Here is a 19,968-nt window from a genome sequence, read left to right as displayed (position 1 = left end):
AACTGCATTTACTCTGCATCTTAAGTCGAGTGTTTATTCAAAGAATTAACAGGAAAATAAAATGAAAATCCAAGGGAAAGTGTTTGTAGTGACCGGTGGTGCATCAGGTTTGGGTGCCGCAACGGCAACATATCTGGTGGGTCAGGGCGCTAAAGTGATCATGGTCGATATGAATCATGAGCTAGGCCTGGAAATGCAACAGCGTTTAGGCGAGCATGCCGCATTTGTCAAACTGGATGTTACGGATGAGCACGCAGTGCAGGTGTTCTTTGACAATGTAGCTCAGCAATATGGTCAATTGAATGGTCTGGTGAATTGTGCCGGTATAGCACCTTCTGCCAAAGTGCTGGGCCGTGATGGCATTCATGATTTTGCCATGTTCCAACGCGTGTTGAATATTAATGTGAACGGCACATTCAACATGATTCGCTTTGCTGCAAGCTTGATGTCGAAATACCCATTACAAGCGGGTGAAGAAGAACGCGGTGTCATTGTGAATACCGCTTCTGTGGCTGCCTATGATGGTCAGATTGGTCAGTCGGCTTATGCTGCTTCAAAAGGTGCCGTGGTTGCCATGACTTTGCCTTTGGCTCGTGAGCTGGCTCGTGAAGCGATTCGGGTGATGACCATTGCACCGGGAATTATGGAAACACCTATGCTTAAGGCGATGCCACAGAATGTACAGGATGCTTTGGGACAGATGGTGCCATTTCCACCACGTTTAGCCAAACCGGAAGAGTTTGCACATCTGGTGGGACATATTTTTGAAAATAGTTATTTGAATGGTGAAGTGATTCGTCTGGATGGTGCGATTCGTATGCAGCCTAAATAATTTTTCGATTTTTATAGAACATGATGATTTGCACAGCTGCGAATTTCTCATCGAATTTAAATGGCTTTGCGAAAGCATTCATTTTCTTTTGAAGGATCAAAAGAAACAAAAATCCTTTTCGAAACTGAAGATACGTCCCTGTATCTCAGTTTCGCGGGCGACCTCCATGTCGCCGTCACCTACGTTCAAACGATCTCAATAGCAAAAAGCTTGAAGTAAATAAAATAGATATAGAAAGGGAAGCTCAATGATTTTAAATGATGAACAAAAAATGGTTCAGGACATGTTGCGCAATTATTCGCAAAACAAGCTGAAACCCACCGCAGCAGAACGTGATAAAACTGCCATATTTCCTGCACAGGAATTAAAAGAGCTGGGTGAGCTGGGTGCTTTGGGCATGACAGTTTCTGAACAATGGGGCGGTGCAGGTCTGGACTATGTATCCCTTGTGGCAGCTTTAGAGGAAATTGCCGCAGGTGACGGAGCAATTTCTACTATAGTGAGCGTACAAAACTCATTGCCTTGCGGAATTACCCAACGTTACGGTACAGAAGAGCAGAAACAGAAATATTTAACCAAACTTGCCACCGGTGAATGGTTAGGTTGTTTCTGTTTAACGGAGCCTCAAGCTGGTTCAGATGCAGGTTCACTGGAATGCAAGGCAGAACGTGACGGAGACGAATGGGTCTTGAATGGTACTAAACAGTTCATTACCACAGGCAAATATGCCCAAGTTGCAATAGTCTTTGCCGTGACCGATAAAGCCGCAGGGAAAAAAGGCATTTCCTGTTTCTTGGTTCCCACAGAAACAGAAGGCTATATTGTCTCGCGTCTTGAAGAAAAAATGGGACAACACTGTTCAGACACCGCAACCATCATTTTTGAAAACTGTCGCATTCCTGCCGAAAATTTATTAGGTAAGGAAGGTGAAGGCTACAAGATTGCTTTATCTAACCTGGAGTCAGGACGTATTGGTATTGCCGCCCAATCGGTAGGGATGGCGCGTGCAGCTTTGGATGCCGCGGTGGAATATGCCAATGAACGCAAGGCTTTTGGGGTGGAGATTGTTCAGCATCAGGCGGTGGCATTCCGTCTGGCGGATATGGCCACCCAGATTGAAGCTGCTCGTCAGCTGATTTTCCATGCTGCCACCTTAAAAGATGCAGGGCTGCCTTGCTTAAAAGAAGCATCCATGGCCAAGCTGTTTGCCTCCACCATGGCTGAACGCGTCTGTTCAGATGCCATTCAGATTCATGGCGGTTATGGCTATGTATCTGATTTCCCGGTAGAGCGAATTTACCGTGATGTACGGGTCAGCCAAATTTATGAGGGGGCTTCGGACATTCAGCGTTTGGTTATTGCCCGCGAGGTCACCAAAATCTAAATAGAGACTTAAGTTTGGTTAAATTTTAGACTTTAGTCGGTGCTCAAATCCTGCATATTTTTTGATGGATTCGGAAATTGCAGGATCATTCCAAACATGATTATCTAGATAAATATTGCAATAAAACGGTTCAAAACGCTGAATACCATTTGGCATTTTAATGATGAAAACAACAATGAAAATGGACACGCAAAGCAGAAGCACTCAGCAAGCGCTTTGTTATAAAAAACGGATGAGAGGTAGTTATCATGAAGACACTGCAACAAGCATATCAAGAGTTTAATTTCGATCATTATCTTGCCGAACAACTGGTAGGTACATCTCAGGCGGTGAATGCCTACGTTGAATGTTGTGAGCGTTATCTCGGTGCAAATAAAACGGCCTTAATCTGGGAAGGCAAAAATGGCGAATCTGCAATCTGGACCTTTGAACAACTGGCAGAAGCTTCAGGAAAACTGGCAAATTATTTTACGTTAATTGGACTGAAAGCAGGCGATTGTATTGCAGGTTTATTGCCACGTACCCCTGAATTGCTAATTACGATTTTGGCAACCTGGCGTATGGGGGCAATTTACCAGCCTTTATTTACCGCATTTGAATCCAAAGCGATTGAACATCGTATCAATAACGCCAAAACCCAATTGATTGTGACCAATGCAGAACAACGACCAAAACTCAATAGTGTCGCAGTCCCACATATTTTAACCGTGCATCAGTCAGATCATTCAAATCGTCAGGATGATGATTTTTGGACAGAACTCGAGAAGCAATCTTCAGTTTTTGCACCGGTCATGCAAAGCTTTGAAGATGATTTCCTGATGATGTTTACTTCTGGTACGACTGGATTGGCAAAATCAGTTCCAGTGCCTTTAAAGGCTGTATTGGCATTTAAAGGTTATATGACCCATGCTGTGGATTTGCTTGAAGAAGATTCTTTCTGGAATCTGGCAGATCCAGGCTGGGCTTATGGTTTGTATTACGGTATTACCGGGCCTTTAAGCCTGGGGCATAGCATTATTATGGACGAGCGTGCATTTAGTGTAGATAACGCCGTGCAAGTGATTCAAAAATATAAAGTGAGTAACTTAACCGGTTCGCCAACTGCATTCCGTATGTTCTTCGGCTTTAAAGAAAAATTTGATCCATCCATTAAAGAGCATTTACGTGCAGTCAGTAGTGCAGGAGAGCCATTAACCCCGGAAGTGATTCACTGGTTTAATCATGACCTGAATGTGAATATTTATGATCAATATGGACAAACTGAACTGGGCATGGTGATTGCTAACCATCATGCTTTAGAGCATGAAAAGAAAGTCGGTTCAGCAGGTTATGCCATTCCGGGACATCGCTTTGCGGTTTTGAATAAAGACCATCAGGAAGTTGAAAAAGGTGGTATTGGTACACTTGCCATCGATTACTCACAATCACCACTGGCCTGGTTTAAAGGTTATGACGGTCATAACCGTAAATCTTTTGTAGGTCATTATTATTTAACCGGCGATACCGTTAAATTAAATGAGTTTGGTGGGGTAGATTTTATTGGACGTGCTGACGATGTCATTACAACGTCAGGCTATCGTGTAGGCCCTTTCGATGTGGAAAGCACTTTATTGGAATGTGAACAGGTTTTGGAATCGGCAGTAATTGGCAAGCCAGATCCAGAACGCACAGAAGTGGTGAAAGCTTTTGTGGTGCTCAAACCGCAATTTTCAGCTTCAGTTGAGTTAAGTCAGCAACTTCAGGAATATGTACGTTCACGTTTGTCTAAACATGCCTATCCTAAGGAAATTGAATTTGTGGAGAGCCTTCCTAAAACCTCGAGTGGTAAAATTCAGCGCAATTTACTCAAACAACAGGAAATTGCCAAAATGCAGGGCATTCAAAAAGTCGGTTAAGCTAATTTCAGTTTTTAAAGTTTCATGCTCTTTGCACCCGAAAGGGTGCTTTTTTTATTAGTCTTCTTTAGCCATCATTTTGAACTATAATTCATGCTGAATTTAGATAACGTGATTGTTCGGATAGGAATCGCCAAGTGACTGATATAGATATGGACCTAGAGTTAACTGATGAAGAAATGCATCTCTATAGCCGTCAAATCTTGCTAGATGGTTGGGACATTCAAGCACAGGAAAAACTTAAACTTGCCAATGTCTTGATTGTAGGTTGTGGTGGAATCGGTTGTACAACTGCGGAACTGCTTGCACGTGCAGGTGTAGGAAAAATCACCCTCATCGATGCCGATATAATTGAAATGAGTAATCTGCAACGGCAAATAGCCTATGTAGAAGACAATATTGGTTTCTATAAATCTGAAATACTGGCTAAACGTTTAAACCAGATTAATCCGCATATTCGGGTTGAATCTCAAACGGTGAAACTGGATCAAAGCAATGCAGAACAACTGATTTCAAATCAAGATCTGGTTTTAGATGGTTGCGATAATTTCACCACCCGTTATTTGGTCAATCAAGTCTGTAAGCAATTCAATGTACCTTTAATCAGTGCTTCGGCCATCGGTTTTCAGGGACAAATGTTTATGGTAGAAGGCGATTCGGCCTGTTATGAATGCCTATTTCCCAAAGAGCAACACGCCAATGAAAACCTGCGCTGTGCCGATTCAGGCGTGTTAGCCACTACGCCTAATGTCATGGCAAGCTTGCAAGCCCATCATGCCTTGCTTTATTTGGGACTAGGCAAAACACCGCTGAAGCAAAAACTGATGCTCTGGGATGGTTTAAGCATGAGGCAACGTTTACTTGCTTTCGAAAAAGATACAGATTGTCCAGTCTGTCAGGCAAGATAGGCCTGCAAACGAATATTTTTTTGCTACACTCACTACAATTTAATTCTAAGCTGACATTATGAAAAACAATATCTGGTTAGATGGCCTGCGTTCAGTTGCCCGCGTAGGTGAAACAGCTGTTATTGCAGCAAAAGCCGGCATTAAATACGCCACAGAAAAACCAAGTAACGCAAAACTGATGCGTGAAACTTTTGAATCGCTCGGTTCAACTTATATCAAGCTCGGACAGTTTATTGCCAGCACACCTTCCTTGTTTCCACGTGAATATGTGGAAGAATTTCAAGGCTGTCTAGATCAAACACCCTCTCTGCCATTCAGTTATGTTCAAGGCGTATTGGCTTCTGAATTTGCAGGCAGAAATCTGGATGAAATTTTTGCTTCCATTGATGAAAAGCCTTTAGCTTCTGCCTCTATTGCTCAGGTTCATGCAGCAAAACTGGTGACCGGTGAAGATGTGGTGATTAAAGTGCAAAAGCCGGGTGTAGAAACCATTCTATATACCGACTTAAATGTGTTGCACTGGGCTACCAAAATTTTAGAAAAAGCCGTACCGAAAGTAAAGTTTGCATCACTTGCCGATATAGTCGATGAAATTAAAAGTCGTATGGTGCGTGAAGTCGATTTTATTGAAGAAGCACAAAACCTGGATGATTTTGTTAATTATCTGAATGTGACGCAAAATCAGAAAGCCACAGCACCAAAGGTTTATCACCAATATTCAACCCGCCGCGTTTTAACCATGCAGCGCTTGTATGGCGTGCCATTGACCGATTTCGAAGTGGTAAAAAAGGTGGCAAAAGATCCATCTCAAGTACTCATTACTGCCATGAATACATGGTTCGGTAGCCTGATGATGTGTAACAGCTTCCATGCCGATTTACATGCCGGAAACCTGATGTTGCTGGAAGATGGTCGTGTCGGTTTTATCGATTTTGGCATCGTCGGCCAGCTGAAACCTGAAGTATGGACTGCATGTATTGCCTTTATGGATGCATTGCAAAACACCAATTACAACTTGATGGCAGAAAACATGCTGAAAATGGGCATGACTGACAAGAAAATTGATACCCAAGTACTCGCAGCTGATTTAGAGCGTTTATTTAGTGGCGTGCTTATGGCCGATCCTCAAGAATTGCTGACTTCTAATCCTGCTGATTTAAATGACATCATGATGGATATGGTGGGTGTAGGGGAGCGTCATGGTATTCGCTTCCCGCGTGACTTTGCCTTGCTGTTTAAACAAATGCTGTATTTCGATCGCTTTATGCGCATCCTTGCGCCATATACCGATATTTATGCAGACCAGAGACTGCAAATGGTGCAAACTCTGGATCCGAATTTGCTATTAAAGCATTAAAGTATTTTTAAGAAAATCTCCCTAAATCCCTCTTTATTAAAGGGGGACTTTTTGACTATTCAACTTCTGTTGAGCCAGCTTAAAGCTCCTCCATTTTTAAAGGGTGAGAAACGTTGTTTCGCAAGGGAGGGATTATAAATTAATGAAAGGTTAAACATGGACGCAATTATCATTGAAGGTTTAAAGGTCGACACTGTAGTGGGATGTTTCGATTGGGAACGTCAAATCATACAGCCTTTAATGCTGGATATGACCATTCAGACCAGTCTGGAACAGGCTTCTAATTCGGACAAACTGGAACATACTTTAAACTATGCTGAAATTTGCGAGATTTCTGCCAAAGTTATTCAGGATGCCAAGCCAGAACTGATTGAACATGCAGCAAAACTTGTGTTAAACGCGCTTTTTACTACCTTTCCTACAGTAGAATCGATTATGATTACTATCCGTAAGCCTGCCATTATCGCGCAAGCAAATTCTGTAGGAATTCGTCTTGAACGCCACCGAAACGATATTCGCCTTAGCTCTGGCGAGTAATTGTAATCCTGAACTTCATTTTAAGCAGGCATTTGACCAGATTGCTGAAATTGGACAAGTTCAATTCTCTGAAATTTATTTAATTCCATGTCGCGATGCTGTGGGTGCGGATTATTGGAATGCGGCATGTTTGTTAAAAGCAGCCATATCGGTGGATGATATCATTGCGCTATTAAAAAAAATGGAAACAGATTCGGGGCGTGTACGTCCTTCACATCAAATTTCTTTGGATGTGGACTTAATTGCATGGGGACAGGACTTAGAGCATATGCGGTTTAACCCCAAAAAATTACCTTTGGCTCTAGATGTCAAAATTCCAATGCTCGATATTTGGCAGAGCACTGATTTTCAGCACGAAAATCATCAATTTCCAGTGGTGAATTGGACAAATTAAAATTCAGTTCTCACGGATAAGCGAATTAAGTTATAAAAATAGCCTAAGTGAGATGAGATTAACCTGAACATTTGATTTGTTTAATCAAGCAATAAACATTGGACAAAAGGTGAGTGCTTATAAAGTCTAAGTTATTTAAATTATGAAAAAATGATCAAATATTAGGCGTGGAACATGAAAAATCAATCAAAAAGCCTAATATGCAAGGATTAAGCTTTTTGATTGGAATTAAATTAATGATTTATATAAAATAAATTTTGAACTTCGCATAACGTGTATTATGTTAATTTTAGGAAATCTTAAGATAATTATTAATGAGTGGATTAATGAATAAAGAAATTTATGTATTACTGCATGACGTTCCTACTCATGCAGATTACGCATGTGATGCAACCGATTTAGATCTAGAAGATATTCCTGAAGATCGTATAGAAAAAGTCATAAATTTATTAAATTCTTCTGATGAAAATACTGTCTTTGAAGCAGCAAAACTTTTGACTCATTGGGGACAGTCATCTGGTTTTGATGTATTAGTAAATTTATTAAATGAGAATAAATTAGACGGTTATATAGATCATCGTTTACATGGTTATGATGATACACTGCAGCATGTACTTCGCGCTTTTGTCAGTTATTGGGCAACCCAAGCTGACTTAGGATTTAGTGAGCAGGCTAGAAGTAAAATATTCCCTCCTATACAAAAAATTATCGAAAAATCTAACACTCAACCATTTGATATCGCAGGTGTATTTTGGGTAATTGAAAAGTATAAATATAGTGAATATATTCCTTTGATAAAAAATCATTTAACTCAAATAATTGATCATCCTAAACTACATTTTTGGAAAATACATGATGCTATTGATCTTATGCTCAAGTTGGATCCTGAGTTTGTTCATAATTTATTAAATGAAAAAGGCAAAACATTAGAAGACTTTAAAATTAGTAGTTTATAAAGCCTTTCATTTAACATAATGGCGATTATACGTAATGTAATTTAAATAATTATGTAATATCAGTATGTTAACTTAAAATAAAAATCCATAAAATTTCCAAAAAACTATCTTGGAAACAAGACGGTTTCTTTTTATTCTGAAGTGGAATATTTTGCCAATAAAAATGATTAATTTTTAATCTAATTGAAACTTTTTTCAGTGTTTTCGGTCTTTCCACGGCAAAAGTTATCCCCAATTTCTGCGGATAAATCTGGGATAATTTTTAATCGACTTTGTACGCATTTGCTCACATGAATTCAAGTTTATAGCTTCTGGTTGGAATAGTGGAAATTTCATATGATGAAATCATCAGGAACAGGAAGTTCCATACAAGAATAACAATAGACAAGCACAAGGATAGTAAGGTACGACAGGAGTTATACCGAGCGAACCAATACGAAAAAGCCCGACAGGATGTCGGGCTTTTTTATTGTGAATCAATTACTGTGTAATGCTGGTTGCAGCCAATCTTAACGATCTTCCAGATGGCAAACATAATCAATAATGTCATCACTGATGATTTTAAATTGGGTTTTTTTAGGCACATAAAAAGACTCGCCCGCATAATAGGTTTGACTCTGTTGATTGTTGCCAATTTGAACCAGACATTTGCCTGAAACAATTTCTATGCGTTCAGCAACCAGAGTTTCAAAAACAAGAGGGCGTTCTGTGGGAAGAATCACACCTATGGTTTTTTTAGTTCCATCTTTCAACTCAATCACATGACTTACAGAACAGCCATCAAAATGAATGTTTGATTTTTTTTTGACAGAGACAAAATTGAACTGGGTAGACATACCTTGCTCCTTAGATTATTTTTGTTGTTTGTGCAGCTAATATTTATTTTTATAAAGTATACGAATCAATTTTTTTTATATATTTTGGTCATCGTATTGTATAAATTTTACAAGAATAAAAGCTTTATGCAGTGTTATAAAAGCTTATTTATGCCAATTAAATTTTAGACAAGTGTTGTAAGCTAAAACTTACAAGGAAACAGGTTTATCTCTTATATTTTTAGATTCATTTTTTTGAATGAAAAAAGCTTTTTAAAAACAGTTTATTGCAGATGAATAACAAATATATAAATCATGCCATGCCCCAGACAAAGCTAAAAACAACAAATATGGATGAGATGATATCGGCCGAGAAATCACTTTATTTTACTGATGAAATATAAATGCTTAAAAAAGCAACCAGACTGGCCTTTGCAATGAATAGCGATCTGGTGAAGATATTAAAATTGTTATCAGACACATTTAAAAATGATGAACTGGACTGATCTGCTGCAACATTATGGTTATTTTGCCATTTTTATTGGAACGCTATTAGAAGGTGAAACTGTCCTGATACTCGGTGCCTATGCGGTGCATCAGCATATTTTCCATTTTTGGGTTCTTATTCTGGTCGCGATGGTAGGCGGTTTTATTGGCGATCAATTTTACTATCAAATTGGCGTTCGCTATGGTCAGAAAATCCTCCAAAGCAAGCCGCAATTGGCGCAAAAATTTACCCAGGCCAGCAGCATCATCGATCATTATCCGGTGCTGACCATTTTGTTGATGCGATTTGCGTGGGGACTCAGGACCATTTTGCCCATATCCATCGGGATTAAAGCTTATCCGCTATGGAAATATATGCTGATTAATCTACTGGCCTGTTTTATCTGGGCGTTCGTTATTGTGAGTGTTGGATTGCAGATTAGCCACTGGTTACATGTGTTTTGGGCAAGTGTACTGTCTTACCATCATGATATTTATATTGTTCTTGCCGTGGTGGCTTGTATTGTACTGGCTCGGATTATATATGCGCTATTCATTCATCATAAACATTCACCTTAAAGAGGCATAAAAAAGCCCACATTCAAGTGGGCTCAATCATGCAAATTTCAATTAAATATAATAACTGGTCTTGGTCATCAGTTTGGAAATGGCTGTCATGGTAATCCGTACCGGTGCAGGTAAATCTACACCTCCGGCATTTAACGCAGTATCTCTGTGGTGCAACTCATCTTCATTCATTTGCACCAATATTTTACGTGAACGCTCATCCTGCTCAGGCAACTGTTTAATATGGTCTTGTAAATGCAAGCTCACCTGACGTTCTGTTTCTGCCACAAAACCCAGACTATATTTATCACCAGCGATACCGGCAATCGCACCCATGCCAAAAGACAGTCCATACCAAACCGGATTGAGCAAACTGGTATGGCTATCCAGTTCTTTTAAGCGATCTTCACACCAAGCCAAATGGTCTTGTTCTTCAATGGCAGCCTGTTCCATTTCACGGCGTACATTTGGAAGTTTGGCTGTGAGTGCCTGACCATGATAAAGCGCCTGTGCACACACTTCACCACTATGGTTTACCCGCATTAAGCCTGCAACATGGCGTGCTTCACTAACCCCTAATTTGGTTTCTACATCATGGCCTGGATTTTCACGATGTGCAGAGGTCGTTCCGGGAACCAGACTGCGTAGCGCTTGGTCAAACGAATGAATAAATTTGTCGATACCGGTATATTGACGCATAAAATTAATCCTCTAAAGCATCTTGTTGCTGTGCTGCAAGCATGGGCTTGAGCTTAAACAGGAGCCATGTAGTGAAAATGGCGCTTAGAATTGCTGTAATACTAAAAAGTATTTTAATATCAATCTTAAGTACACTTAAGATGATAATGGAAAATATTGCAGAGGATACCATGAATACGGCATTGAGAATGTTGTTTGCAGCAACCACACGTGCACGATGTGATTGTGGCGAAAAGGCCTGCATCATGGCGTATAGAGGTACGATATAAAAACCGCCACTAATCCCAAGCAATGTCACAGCAAGCATGACATGGTAATAACTCCAGCCTTGGGTAAAGACATCTTTCAAGCCGAGCATCTCGCCTGTACGTTCAGGCACAAAAGCCAAACTTGCTGCCAGATAAAAAGCAAATACGGTTAGGCCAATCGCGCCAATCGGCACCATCTTCAAATTGACTTCTGTACCGCCAATTCTACGGCACAATAATGAACCAACCCCAATCCCCACAGAAAAGAAAGTTAATAGCAAGCTGACTACGTTTTCAGAGGCGTGCAGGTTCTGTTGAGTCAGCTGCGGAATTTGGGTGAGATAGGTCGCGCCATAAAACCAGTACCAGGAATTGCCCAGCAGAATAAGAAACACGACCGGTAAACTTTTTGCATAAGCTAGAGTTTGGAAACTGGTTCTAAAAAAGTTCCAGTCTATGTGTACATCAGGCGCAGTTACTTTTTGCTTTAAGACAAAACGGCTGGAGATATAACCTAAAACGGCAATGGTTACTATGGTGATACTAATCCAGATCAGATTACCATCTGAGGCCGATATTACCGCACCGCCTAAAATCATCCCGACTAAAATGGCAATCGAGGTTCCTGACTGAAATAAGGCATTGCCTGACATCAGCTCATTCGGTTTTAAAATTTCCGGCAAAATGGCGTATTTGATTGGCCCGAAAAAGGTTGAATGCGTGCCCATTAAAAATAAAGCCACCAATAACAACCACAAATGACCGAGTAAAAAGCCGGCAGAGCCAATCAGCATAATCACAATTTCGAGAATTTTGATGCCCCGTACAAGTTGTGAACGCTCGTATTTATCGGCAATCTGTCCGGCTGTCGCAGAGAAAATGAAATAGGGTAAAATAAATAGCAAGGCTGCAAGGTTGTTGAGTGTACTTACACTGGCACTTTGCTGATTAATCCAACCATAGGTAATGACCAGCAACAAGGCCTGTTTATAAACGTTGTCATTCAGGGCACCGAAAAATTGAGTGACAAACATCGGTAAGAATCGACGTGTGCCTAGAAGATGTTCATTTTTTTCCATGGTTTCTGGACTTCATTAAGTTTTATTAAGAAATGTGAGCATTTGGTAAAACACAATAAAAATCATGTATGATGTTTTCAACCTATACTTTTGGGAAAATTCCAATAGATTTGAGTTTGTTAGCAAGCTTTCATCGGGCATTTCCATTACAAATATTATATGAGTTTAGAGTTTTTTATGCTTTCAAAACTGAATTTTCAAAAGTCGACACTGAGTTTAAGTGTTAATTCCATTTTACAGTGGAACAATGAGCATAAACGATTCGGACTCAGTCTGGTATTCATGTTACTGGCTCAACAAGGTTTTGCACAAGTCACTCAGCCAAATCCTCCAATCACTGAAGCAGAATTTCAGCAGCAACTCAAGGATGAAGCTGTTAAACAGGGTATGAGCAGTAGTGAAGAACTGGAAAAAATAGAAAGCCTCCAAAACTCAGCCGCACCTGATAGCTTGCAAATGCTGGAGCAGCAAGAACAGGCTACACAGCCTCTGGAAGAATTCAAACCGATTGAATTTGAAGACCTAGAAGAACTGCCGATTACACCTGTCAGTGCAGACATGGCAAATGAAATTTTTCGTGTCGCTGAAGAGGCGAAAAAAGAAGCCCAGCAATACCGTGCAGGTCAAGGCACAGAAGCGGTAGTTTCTGATGCCACGCAGCAGGAACTGGTTGAAATCAATCAGGCACCGGTGAATATCGATCAGCTGATGTCAACTATTCAGGCCGACAGCCAGATTGTGGTTGAAGCCAATGAAGCCGGTAAGACCTTGCCTGAACTGGCACCCACTGACGAAATAGAAGAACCTAACTTTTTTAAACGCTGGCTCTATAAAATACGCCCACCACGTCAATTCAATACTGCCAAGGTAGAACGTATCAGTGCCGATGTAATTGTTGTTGCTACGCCAAACAGCAGCGACGTTTCTGCCAAAGCTTATGCACAGGCACTGGACAATCTGAAAACAAATCTCAAGGCTAAACTTTCCAGTTTTACTGAGGAATCATTTAGCGATTTTCCATCTGCATTGCCACAGCTGAGAACCTTGTCCAATCAAGCGGCGCAAGCGGTTGGTTTTTATAATGCCGAATTTAAATTCGAGAAACTCAGTGAAAGCCGTGTTCGGGTCAGAGTGACGGCAAATGCACCGGTACAAATTAAAGAGCAGAATATTGAATTGAGTGGTGCCGGTGAAAACCAGCCTCAGTTCCAGGTGATCCGGCTTTTACCGGATCAGGATGTGGGCGATATTTTCAATCATGGTCTATATGAACACACCAAAACCCGTATTAACGATGCCGCATCCAATAACGGTTTCTTTGATGGTTACTGGCGTTTGCATGATGTTAAAGTAGCCCAGCCGCAAAACACGGCAGATGTGAATTTACGTTATGAGACAGGCGAACGCTATAAGTTAGGTCCTGTTGAGTTTCGTATGAGTGATCCGACCAAACCATTTCCGATCGATATGGATGTGTTGCAAAGCATGGTCTCTTGGGAAGATGGTGCGGACTATACCTTCTGGCGTGTCAATGGCTTGGCCAATAACCTCACTAACTCACGTTATTTTAATTACACCTTGGTAGATGCAGTACGCCCAGATCCAATTGAAAAATCGCTGGAATTACCACCAGATATTCAGGCCTTGGTCGATCAGCAAAAAATATCTGAAAGCGAAGCGGCGGTGCAGGATAAAAAACGGGTCGCTTCTGCAAAAGAGGTAACGCAATCGGTAGCAGATGAAACCCAATTTGCCGGTAAAGGTGAAACTGAAGGGGATGAAAATCTGCGTCAAATGCGTGCACAACAGGAAATGAAAGATTCTGAAGAAGAACGTTTAAAAGTTCAGGCACGTGAAGAGAAGAAAATTCCGGTTATTGTGACTTTAAACGCAGACCGTTTGAATAGTGCAGAGCTGGGTGTAGGTTATGGTACAGATACAGGTACGCGTTTACGTGGTCAGTACCGCCGTGCCATTGTCAACCGCCGTGGACATTCCTTTGATGCCAACGTCGAACTCTCTCAAATTCGTCAGTCTATAGATGGGCATTATAATATTCCTTATCACCATCCCATCAATGACTATATCAGTATTGTGGGCGGTTATGAGCGCGAGGAACGTGATGATGTTGCCCAAGGCAATAGCTTGCAAATTGAATCTGCTGTGGCTGGTGTGGACAGAATTATTAAAAGACCGCGTGGTAGCTGGCAACATACTTTTGGTCTTCGTTACCGTTTAGACCAGCTGACCCAAGATGGTGATATTGCCGCAAGTGAAATTCCGGACACTTTCCTGGCGAACTCCAATGAACAGCAACAATCTTTATTGTTTGGCTATGAAGCGTCGCGTACCACCAGTGACAAACGTGTTAACCCGGGTAAAGGCTTTAAGCAGACCTATAAAGTGGAACTTGGCAGTGAATCGTTATTGTCCGATGCGGATATGGCCATTCTCAATGCAGGCTGGCGTTTTATTTACTCTTTGGGTGAAAATGACAATCACCAGTTTGTAGGGCGCGGTGATTTGGGTTATATCTTGACCCAAGACTTTAGCAAGGTGCCTTATAATCTGCGTTACTTTACTGGTGGTGACCAAACTGTACGCGGTTTTGATTATAAAAGTTTATCGCCAGAAGAAAATGGATTTAAAATCGGTGGTCAGGCTTTGGCTGTGGGATCACTTGAATATAACTATCAATTTAAAGAAGGCTGGCGTGCAGCCATTTTTAGCGATGTCGGCAATGCTTATGATAAAACCTTTAATACGCCTACAGCATATAGTGTGGGCTTGGGGCTGCGTTGGGCATCGCCCATTGGTCCTATTCGCGTAGATGTGGCTTCAGGTATTTCTGATGACAACCATCCAATACGTCTGCATTTCTTTATTGGTTCACAATTATAAATCTTGGTTTTTATAAATCTTAGTTTTTAGAGAGTATTATGGCTGAAGTAGAACAGCAACCAGAGAATGAAACACCTAGACCTAAAAAGCGTCGTATTCTAAGGAGTGTGCTGTTCACACTACTTATTGTGTTTGTGTTGCTGATTGCTTCTTTCGCTGTAATGTTTAGTACCGATAAAGGCAGCAGATTTTTGCTGAATCGTGTTTTAGAGCGCCAGCAGATTATTCATTATGAATATGAAGGCGGTAATCTGTTAAGCGGCATTATCCTCAAAAATATTTTAGTTACCCTAAAGCCGGTAGACGTTAAAATAGACCGAGCAGATGTCACCTTGGGTTGGCGTGCAATTCTGAAGAAAGAAATTCACCTGAATCGTGCCGATGTGCGTAATCTGCAAATTATTACCAAGCATCCACCCAGCGATGAACCGTTTAAATTTAGTGAAATTCGCTTACCCTTTGTGTTACGTCTAGACACCGCTGATGTTGATCATCTATTAATTAAGACTGCTGCGGCAAGTGTAAAGTTTCACGATATTCACCTGAATAAAGCGCTCTGGTCGGGGACTGAACTGAAGTTCGAAGATTCCCGAATGGATATGGGCTATCTTTCTGTTAAAAATGCCAGCGGTAACATGAAGTTTGAAGGAAAATATCCTTTAGATGCTGTGGGTGATCTGAATATACCCTCATTGAACAAGAGCCTGAATATTCATGATATTAAAGTCGTAGCGAAAGGTTCGCTGGATACCATTCAGGCCGGTGTAGCCACCAATACTCCAGACTTGTTGACCGGTTGGGTAGTATTACATCCGGTGCGTAAACATGTTCCCATGTTTGGTGAGTTAAAGTTTAAAAAATACCATTGGCCATTACTGACTGAACAAAAGCTATATACCAAGAATGGCGTGGCAAAATTTAATGGTGATATCGAGCGTTTAAATATCGATGCAATCACGGACTTAAGTGGTAAAAATATTCCGCAAGGCCAATATAACGGCAGTATGCATACCGACTTGGTGCATCAGCTCGACATTCGCAATTTAAATGGCCAGCTGATGAATGGCGCGGTGAATGTGGCTGGTGTAGTGAGCTGGAAAGATCATGTCACTTGGGATATGAATGGTCGTGTCGATAAAATCAATCCCAAAGACAAACTGATTCCGCAAATCATTCAGGACTTTCTGCCGCCAAGTCTGGATGCCAAAATTGCCTCTAAAGGGCGTTTGCAAGATGGCATGCATCTGACGGCCTTAGTAGATTTTGACCGTTATGAAACATGGAACTTAAAGCTCGATCAGGCGGAGCAGAAAGGTAAAAAACCAAATCCGATGCTGCTGAATGTTGCCTGGCAAAATATTGATCGCGCCGTGCCTTATGTGGGCTGGTTAAGCAGTAAATCAGGTGACGTAAAATTAGCGCTGGTCGAAGGCAAACAGGATATTCATGTTGCTACTGCGGTCACCCAAAATGATAAGGGTGTGTTGCCTGAAGGGTTATACACTGCACAGCTCAATCTAAAAAATGATAATTTAAATATCCCAAGTTTTAGTTATGTAGCGGGCAAAGGCAGCTTAACGGGTAATGCAAAAGTAGAATTGCCGACTAAAAAACGTCAATTGAAATGGAATGCCATTGTTAATGCCAAAGATTTTAATCCGCAAACTGTAGCTGAAGCTGCACCGGTGAATCTGCTCAATGGACAGGTCAAAGCCAACGGTTTTGCCAAACCGAATCAGCAAATTATCCATCTGGATGCGATTAATTTAACTGGTCGTCTGGCACAGCAAAATAACAACGAAACAGTACGCTTAACCGGTCGTAGTACCGCAGCCATTTTGTTTAATGATCAAAAGGCGGGTGGTGCATTTAAAAGTTTTGCCGTGAATTATGATGGGGCACTGAATGCCAGTCAGCTTCCTGCCAGTGAAGGCATGCTCAAGTTTAAGATCTCCGGTACGCCAGAACTGATTAAAGTGGATGAACTGAAACATTCAGGTATTGCCGGAAAAATTTATGCCAGTGGTCTGATCCATTTGCACAATGGCATTGGCTGGAATATCAATGCTTCCCTGGTACGCTTTAAACCGCATTATTTTGTTTCTTCTGTACGTGGTGAACTCTCCGGTAATGTGAAAACTGAAGGGATTTGGTCGGACGCTTTAAAACGCATCAATATCCAGAAATTGAATCTCGCGGGTATCATCAACAATAAACCTGTACGGGGCACCGGTAATCTGGCTGTGGTGATCGATTCCAATCAAAAAGGCTTCCTGCCACAACAATTTGAAGCAAATAATCTCTATCTTTCTTATGCCAAAAATCAGGTTCAAGCCACAGGCAATGCACAAAACTTAAGATTGAAAATCAATGCACCAGCCTTGTATGAAATTTACAGTGGTCTGCGTGGTCGTGCTTATGGTTATTTAAATGTGCAATCACAGCCACGCTTGCAAGCGACTGCAAATCTGGCAGTAGATGATTTTGGTTTTAACCAGTTATTCAGTGTGAAAAAATTGCGTGTACAGGGCGAGCTGCCGACTTCGGAATCGACCCCGACATTGATGACAGCGAAAATGGAAAACTTGCGCAGTGGAGCACGTGAGATTCAGCAGGGTGAAATTTCACTGGCCGGTACACGTAAAGCTCACATCTTGAAAATTCAGGCGCAAAACCGAATTTCCAAATTCTATGTGCAATTGGCCGGTGGTTTTAATGCGCAGAATGATTGGTTAGGACAAATCCAGAACGGTGACTTTGACTCTTTGCGTGCACGTTTGGTGCAACGTCAAAATGCCTCTGTGATTTACAGCTCGGCAAAAAGTGAATTGTTTGTCGGCGCCCATTGCTGGTCTAGCCAGCAAAGCCAGTTGTGTTTTGACCAACCGATTCGGGTAAGCAAAACCAAGGGCAATGTTTCCTTTATTACCCAAAATGTCGACTTAAATGATTTTGCTGCCTTTATGCCCGAAGGTCTGGAAATTACCGGTAAGGTTAATGGTTATGCCAAAGCAGCCTGGATACAAGGCGGCAAGCCAAAAATTGATGCCAGACTGGTGACCCGTAATGGTGTAATTGGGCTTGCGGCCGAAGATCCACAAGATACCGGTTCTACCCTGAATTATAATGAAATTGCAGTAGTGGCAAAAAGTGTCGCGGCAGGTTTGCAAGTTCGTCTAGATGTTAAAACACCTGAAATTGGTACCGGTTATGCCAATGTAATTATTGATCCCTATAAAGACAATATGCCGATGCGTGGTGAGATTGCCTTTGATCAGGTGCAACTGAAAGTCTTTAAACCCTTTATTCAAGATGTCCGTTCTTTGGCTGGTAACCTGTCATTTGCCGGAAAAATTAGCGGTACCTTAACGCAGCCTTTAGTGAATGGTGAAATGCGCCTGAAAGATGGTGCAATCAGCATGATCTCATTGCCGGTGAATTTAACCAATATTCAAGTTTATTCTTCTATACGCCAAGATCACGCCACCATTAATGGAGCATTTAATAGTGGACGAGGTGTTGGTGCATTGACCGGTAGCGTAAACTGGAAAGATGATCCTCGCATTCAGTTGCATTTAAAAGGTGAAAACCTGCTTGTTCGTCAGGCACCGTTAATTACCGCCGTGGTTACGCCAGATGTGACTTTGGATATGTTGCCGTTTAAGAAAAAATTGACCTTAAATGGTAAGGTAGATGTGCCACGTGCCTTAATTTCTATGCCTGAAGCTTCAGCACCGGTAGTCAATGTATCTTCAGATGTACGAATTGTGCGTGAAGGACAAGATCAGCTGGCCATATTAAGAGCTGCCCGACCTTGGGATATTCGTGCCGATGTCTTGGTAAATTTAGGTAATCAGGTGATTTTCCAAGGCTTTGATAGCCGTATTCCACTGGCAGGGCGTTTGTACCTCTCACAACGGGGGCTTGAAACGGCCATGCGTGCCAATGGTGCTATAGGGGTGAGCCAGCGGGTAAAAATTGAAGCTTATGGACAAAGTCTGGATTTAAATCGTGCGATTGCACGTTTTAACGGGCCTTTATATAACCCGACTTTAGATATCGATGCCAATAAGAGTGTACAAGGCAGCTTGGTTGGGGTACGGGTCACCGGTACGGCAACCACACCAAATATTCAGGTCTATAACGATGCCGGTTTGTCTGAGCAAGAAGCACTGAACGCCTTAATTACTGGTCGTATTAATGAAGGCACCAGTGGTATTAGTCAGGCAGAGGGCTTCAAGTCCGATGTTAACAATACCATTGCTGCTGCCGGAATCAGTATGGGCTTAGGTGGTACCCGTGCGCTAACCAACCAGATTGGACGTACTTTTGGTCTAAGTGGTTTGGCTTTGGATGCTCAAGGAACAGGGGATGATACTCAAGTGAGTGTGACGGGTTATATTACCCCGGATCTGTTTATCCGTTACGGGGTTGGGGTATTTACACCGGTGAATAAATTGACCTTACGTTATCAAATGAATAAGCGTTTATATCTGGAAGCGAGTCAGTCACTAGAACGTGCCATCGACGTATTCTATAACTGGCGCTTCTAACAATCTGAAAAGATAAATATTGTTAAGACATTGTTATTATGTAATTTTTTTAGTCTACACTTTAAAATCACGTGTAGACTATAGCTAAGTTCTCAAATATTTAATACACTATAAGACATGGGATATTCAAAAGATTTTAAAGACAAAGTCATAGAAATTATGGCAAGAGATCAACTGTCAGTACGTAAAGCTGCTCAACATTTTGGGGTATGCACGCGTACGATACAGCTATGGAAAAAATCAACCGAGATTAAACCAATTCCAGGTCGTCCAGCTAAAATCAGCAAAGAGCAAATATTGAAGGATGTTGAACAATATCCTGATGATTATATTAGTGAACGGGCAGAACGTTTTGGT

General features: G+C 41.4%; 15 protein-coding genes. 12 read left to right on the top strand and 3 right to left on the bottom strand.

Translation table 11 applies throughout. The annotated features are described in order from the left end of the window. The first annotated feature begins 61 nt into the window (after nt 1–61). The 8 genes from B9T26_RS13975 (at nt 62) to B9T26_RS13940 (ending at nt 8,263) form a co-directional block, all read left to right on the top strand. Nucleotides 62–832: a 3-hydroxyacyl-CoA dehydrogenase gene (locus tag B9T26_RS13975; RefSeq protein ID WP_086200271.1), complete on the top strand. Its 771-nt coding sequence runs from the start codon at nt 62–64 to the stop codon at nt 830–832. Nucleotides 833–1,079: 247 nt separating this feature from the next. Beyond that, on the top strand, nt 1,080–2,216 hold the full coding sequence (locus B9T26_RS13970; protein ID WP_086200270.1) for an acyl-CoA dehydrogenase family protein: 1,137 nt from the start codon (nt 1,080–1,082) through the stop codon (nt 2,214–2,216). Nucleotides 2,217–2,464: 248 nt separating this feature from the next. Beyond that, entirely contained in the window at nt 2,465–4,111 is a 1,647-nt protein-coding gene (locus tag B9T26_RS13965) for an AMP-binding protein (RefSeq protein ID WP_086200269.1), read from the top strand. A gap of 152 nt (nt 4,112–4,263) precedes the next feature. Continuing rightward, the gene (locus B9T26_RS13960; RefSeq protein ID WP_086200268.1) at nt 4,264–5,019 is read left to right on the top strand and encodes a HesA/MoeB/ThiF family protein; all 756 of its coding nucleotides are present in this window, start codon (nt 4,264–4,266) and stop codon (nt 5,017–5,019) included. A gap of 58 nt (nt 5,020–5,077) precedes the next feature. Continuing rightward, the gene (locus B9T26_RS13955; RefSeq protein WP_086200267.1) at nt 5,078–6,376 is read left to right on the top strand and encodes an ABC1 kinase family protein; all 1,299 of its coding nucleotides are present in this window, start codon (nt 5,078–5,080) and stop codon (nt 6,374–6,376) included. A gap of 156 nt (nt 6,377–6,532) precedes the next feature. Then, nucleotides 6,533–6,913, top strand: a complete 381-nt coding sequence (folB, locus tag B9T26_RS13950) for a dihydroneopterin aldolase (protein WP_086200266.1) — start codon at nt 6,533–6,535, stop codon at nt 6,911–6,913. Then, the gene (locus B9T26_RS13945) at nt 6,870–7,307 is read left to right on the top strand and encodes a 2-amino-4-hydroxy-6-hydroxymethyldihydropteridine diphosphokinase (RefSeq protein WP_086200265.1); all 438 of its coding nucleotides are present in this window, start codon (nt 6,870–6,872) and stop codon (nt 7,305–7,307) included. The genes folB and B9T26_RS13945 overlap by 44 nt, the downstream gene beginning before the upstream one ends. A 326-nt stretch (nt 7,308–7,633) precedes the next feature. After that, entirely contained in the window at nt 7,634–8,263 is a 630-nt protein-coding gene (locus tag B9T26_RS13940) for a hypothetical protein (protein ID WP_086200264.1), read from the top strand. 509 nt (nt 8,264–8,772) lie between these two features. Here B9T26_RS13940 and B9T26_RS13935 read toward each other — a convergent pair. Continuing rightward, nucleotides 8,773–9,099, bottom strand: coding sequence for a pyrimidine/purine nucleoside phosphorylase (locus B9T26_RS13935; protein ID WP_086200263.1), 327 nt, complete (start codon nt 9,097–9,099; stop codon nt 8,773–8,775). Between the two features lie 468 nt (nt 9,100–9,567). Between B9T26_RS13935 and B9T26_RS13930 the strand changes: the two genes are divergently transcribed. Next, nucleotides 9,568–10,143 (top strand): DedA family protein, encoded by a 576-nt coding sequence (locus tag B9T26_RS13930; RefSeq protein ID WP_086200262.1) that lies wholly within the window; start codon nt 9,568–9,570, stop codon nt 10,141–10,143. Nucleotides 10,144–10,194: 51 nt separating this feature from the next. Here B9T26_RS13930 and coq7 read toward each other — a convergent pair whose 3' ends face one another. Then, complete coding sequence (coq7, locus tag B9T26_RS13925) at nt 10,195–10,830, bottom strand: 2-polyprenyl-3-methyl-6-methoxy-1,4-benzoquinone monooxygenase (RefSeq protein ID WP_086200261.1); 636 nt, start codon at nt 10,828–10,830, stop codon at nt 10,195–10,197. Between the two features lie 4 nt (nt 10,831–10,834). After that, nucleotides 10,835–12,157 (bottom strand): MFS transporter, encoded by a 1,323-nt coding sequence (locus B9T26_RS13920; RefSeq protein ID WP_086200260.1) that lies wholly within the window; start codon nt 12,155–12,157, stop codon nt 10,835–10,837. A gap of 177 nt (nt 12,158–12,334) precedes the next feature. Here B9T26_RS13920 and B9T26_RS13915 point away from each other — a divergent pair, with 177 nt between their 5' ends. From B9T26_RS13915 to B9T26_RS13905, 3 genes are all read left to right on the top strand, one after another. After that, nucleotides 12,335–15,058, top strand: a complete 2,724-nt coding sequence (locus tag B9T26_RS13915; protein WP_086200259.1) for an autotransporter assembly complex protein TamA — start codon at nt 12,335–12,337, stop codon at nt 15,056–15,058. Between the two features lie 38 nt (nt 15,059–15,096). After that, complete coding sequence (locus tag B9T26_RS13910) at nt 15,097–19,611, top strand: translocation/assembly module TamB domain-containing protein (RefSeq protein ID WP_086200258.1); 4,515 nt, start codon at nt 15,097–15,099, stop codon at nt 19,609–19,611. A gap of 117 nt (nt 19,612–19,728) precedes the next feature. Beyond that, nucleotides 19,729–19,968, top strand: a 240-nt coding sequence (locus tag B9T26_RS13905; RefSeq protein ID WP_086200257.1) for an IS630 transposase-related protein, incomplete at its 3' end; no start/stop codon positions are given.

It is taken from the genome of Acinetobacter sp. ANC 4169 (assembly GCF_002135355.1).
GTDB lineage: Bacteria > Pseudomonadota > Gammaproteobacteria > Pseudomonadales > Moraxellaceae > Acinetobacter.
Note: the sequence above shows the minus strand (reverse complement) of the source record. Positions and strands in the feature narration are given on the sequence as shown.

What these genes read in the sequence shown, in the direction of transcription:
- B9T26_RS13975 (WP_086200271.1), top strand. Translation starts at nt 62, where the DNA reads ATGAAAATCCAAGGGAAAGTGTTTGTAGTGACCGGTGGTGCATCAGGT.
- B9T26_RS13970 (WP_086200270.1), top strand. Translation starts at nt 1,080, where the DNA reads ATGATTTTAAATGATGAACAAAAAATGGTTCAGGACATGTTGCGCAAT.
- B9T26_RS13965 (WP_086200269.1), top strand. Translation starts at nt 2,465, where the DNA reads ATGAAGACACTGCAACAAGCATATCAAGAGTTTAATTTCGATCATTAT.
- B9T26_RS13960 (WP_086200268.1), top strand. Translation starts at nt 4,264, where the DNA reads ATGGACCTAGAGTTAACTGATGAAGAAATGCATCTCTATAGCCGTCAA.
- B9T26_RS13955 (WP_086200267.1), top strand. Translation starts at nt 5,078, where the DNA reads ATGAAAAACAATATCTGGTTAGATGGCCTGCGTTCAGTTGCCCGCGTA.
- folB (WP_086200266.1), top strand. Translation starts at nt 6,533, where the DNA reads ATGGACGCAATTATCATTGAAGGTTTAAAGGTCGACACTGTAGTGGGA.
- B9T26_RS13940 (WP_086200264.1), top strand. Translation starts at nt 7,634, where the DNA reads ATGAATAAAGAAATTTATGTATTACTGCATGACGTTCCTACTCATGCA.
- B9T26_RS13935 (WP_086200263.1), bottom strand. Translation starts at nt 9,099, where the DNA reads ATGTCTACCCAGTTCAATTTTGTCTCTGTCAAAAAAAAATCAAACATT.
- B9T26_RS13930 (WP_086200262.1), top strand. Translation starts at nt 9,568, where the DNA reads ATGATGAACTGGACTGATCTGCTGCAACATTATGGTTATTTTGCCATT.
- coq7 (WP_086200261.1), bottom strand. Translation starts at nt 10,830, where the DNA reads ATGCGTCAATATACCGGTATCGACAAATTTATTCATTCGTTTGACCAA.
- B9T26_RS13920 (WP_086200260.1), bottom strand. Translation starts at nt 12,157, where the DNA reads ATGGAAAAAAATGAACATCTTCTAGGCACACGTCGATTCTTACCGATG.
- B9T26_RS13915 (WP_086200259.1), top strand. Translation starts at nt 12,335, where the DNA reads ATGCTTTCAAAACTGAATTTTCAAAAGTCGACACTGAGTTTAAGTGTT.
- B9T26_RS13910 (WP_086200258.1), top strand. Translation starts at nt 15,097, where the DNA reads ATGGCTGAAGTAGAACAGCAACCAGAGAATGAAACACCTAGACCTAAA.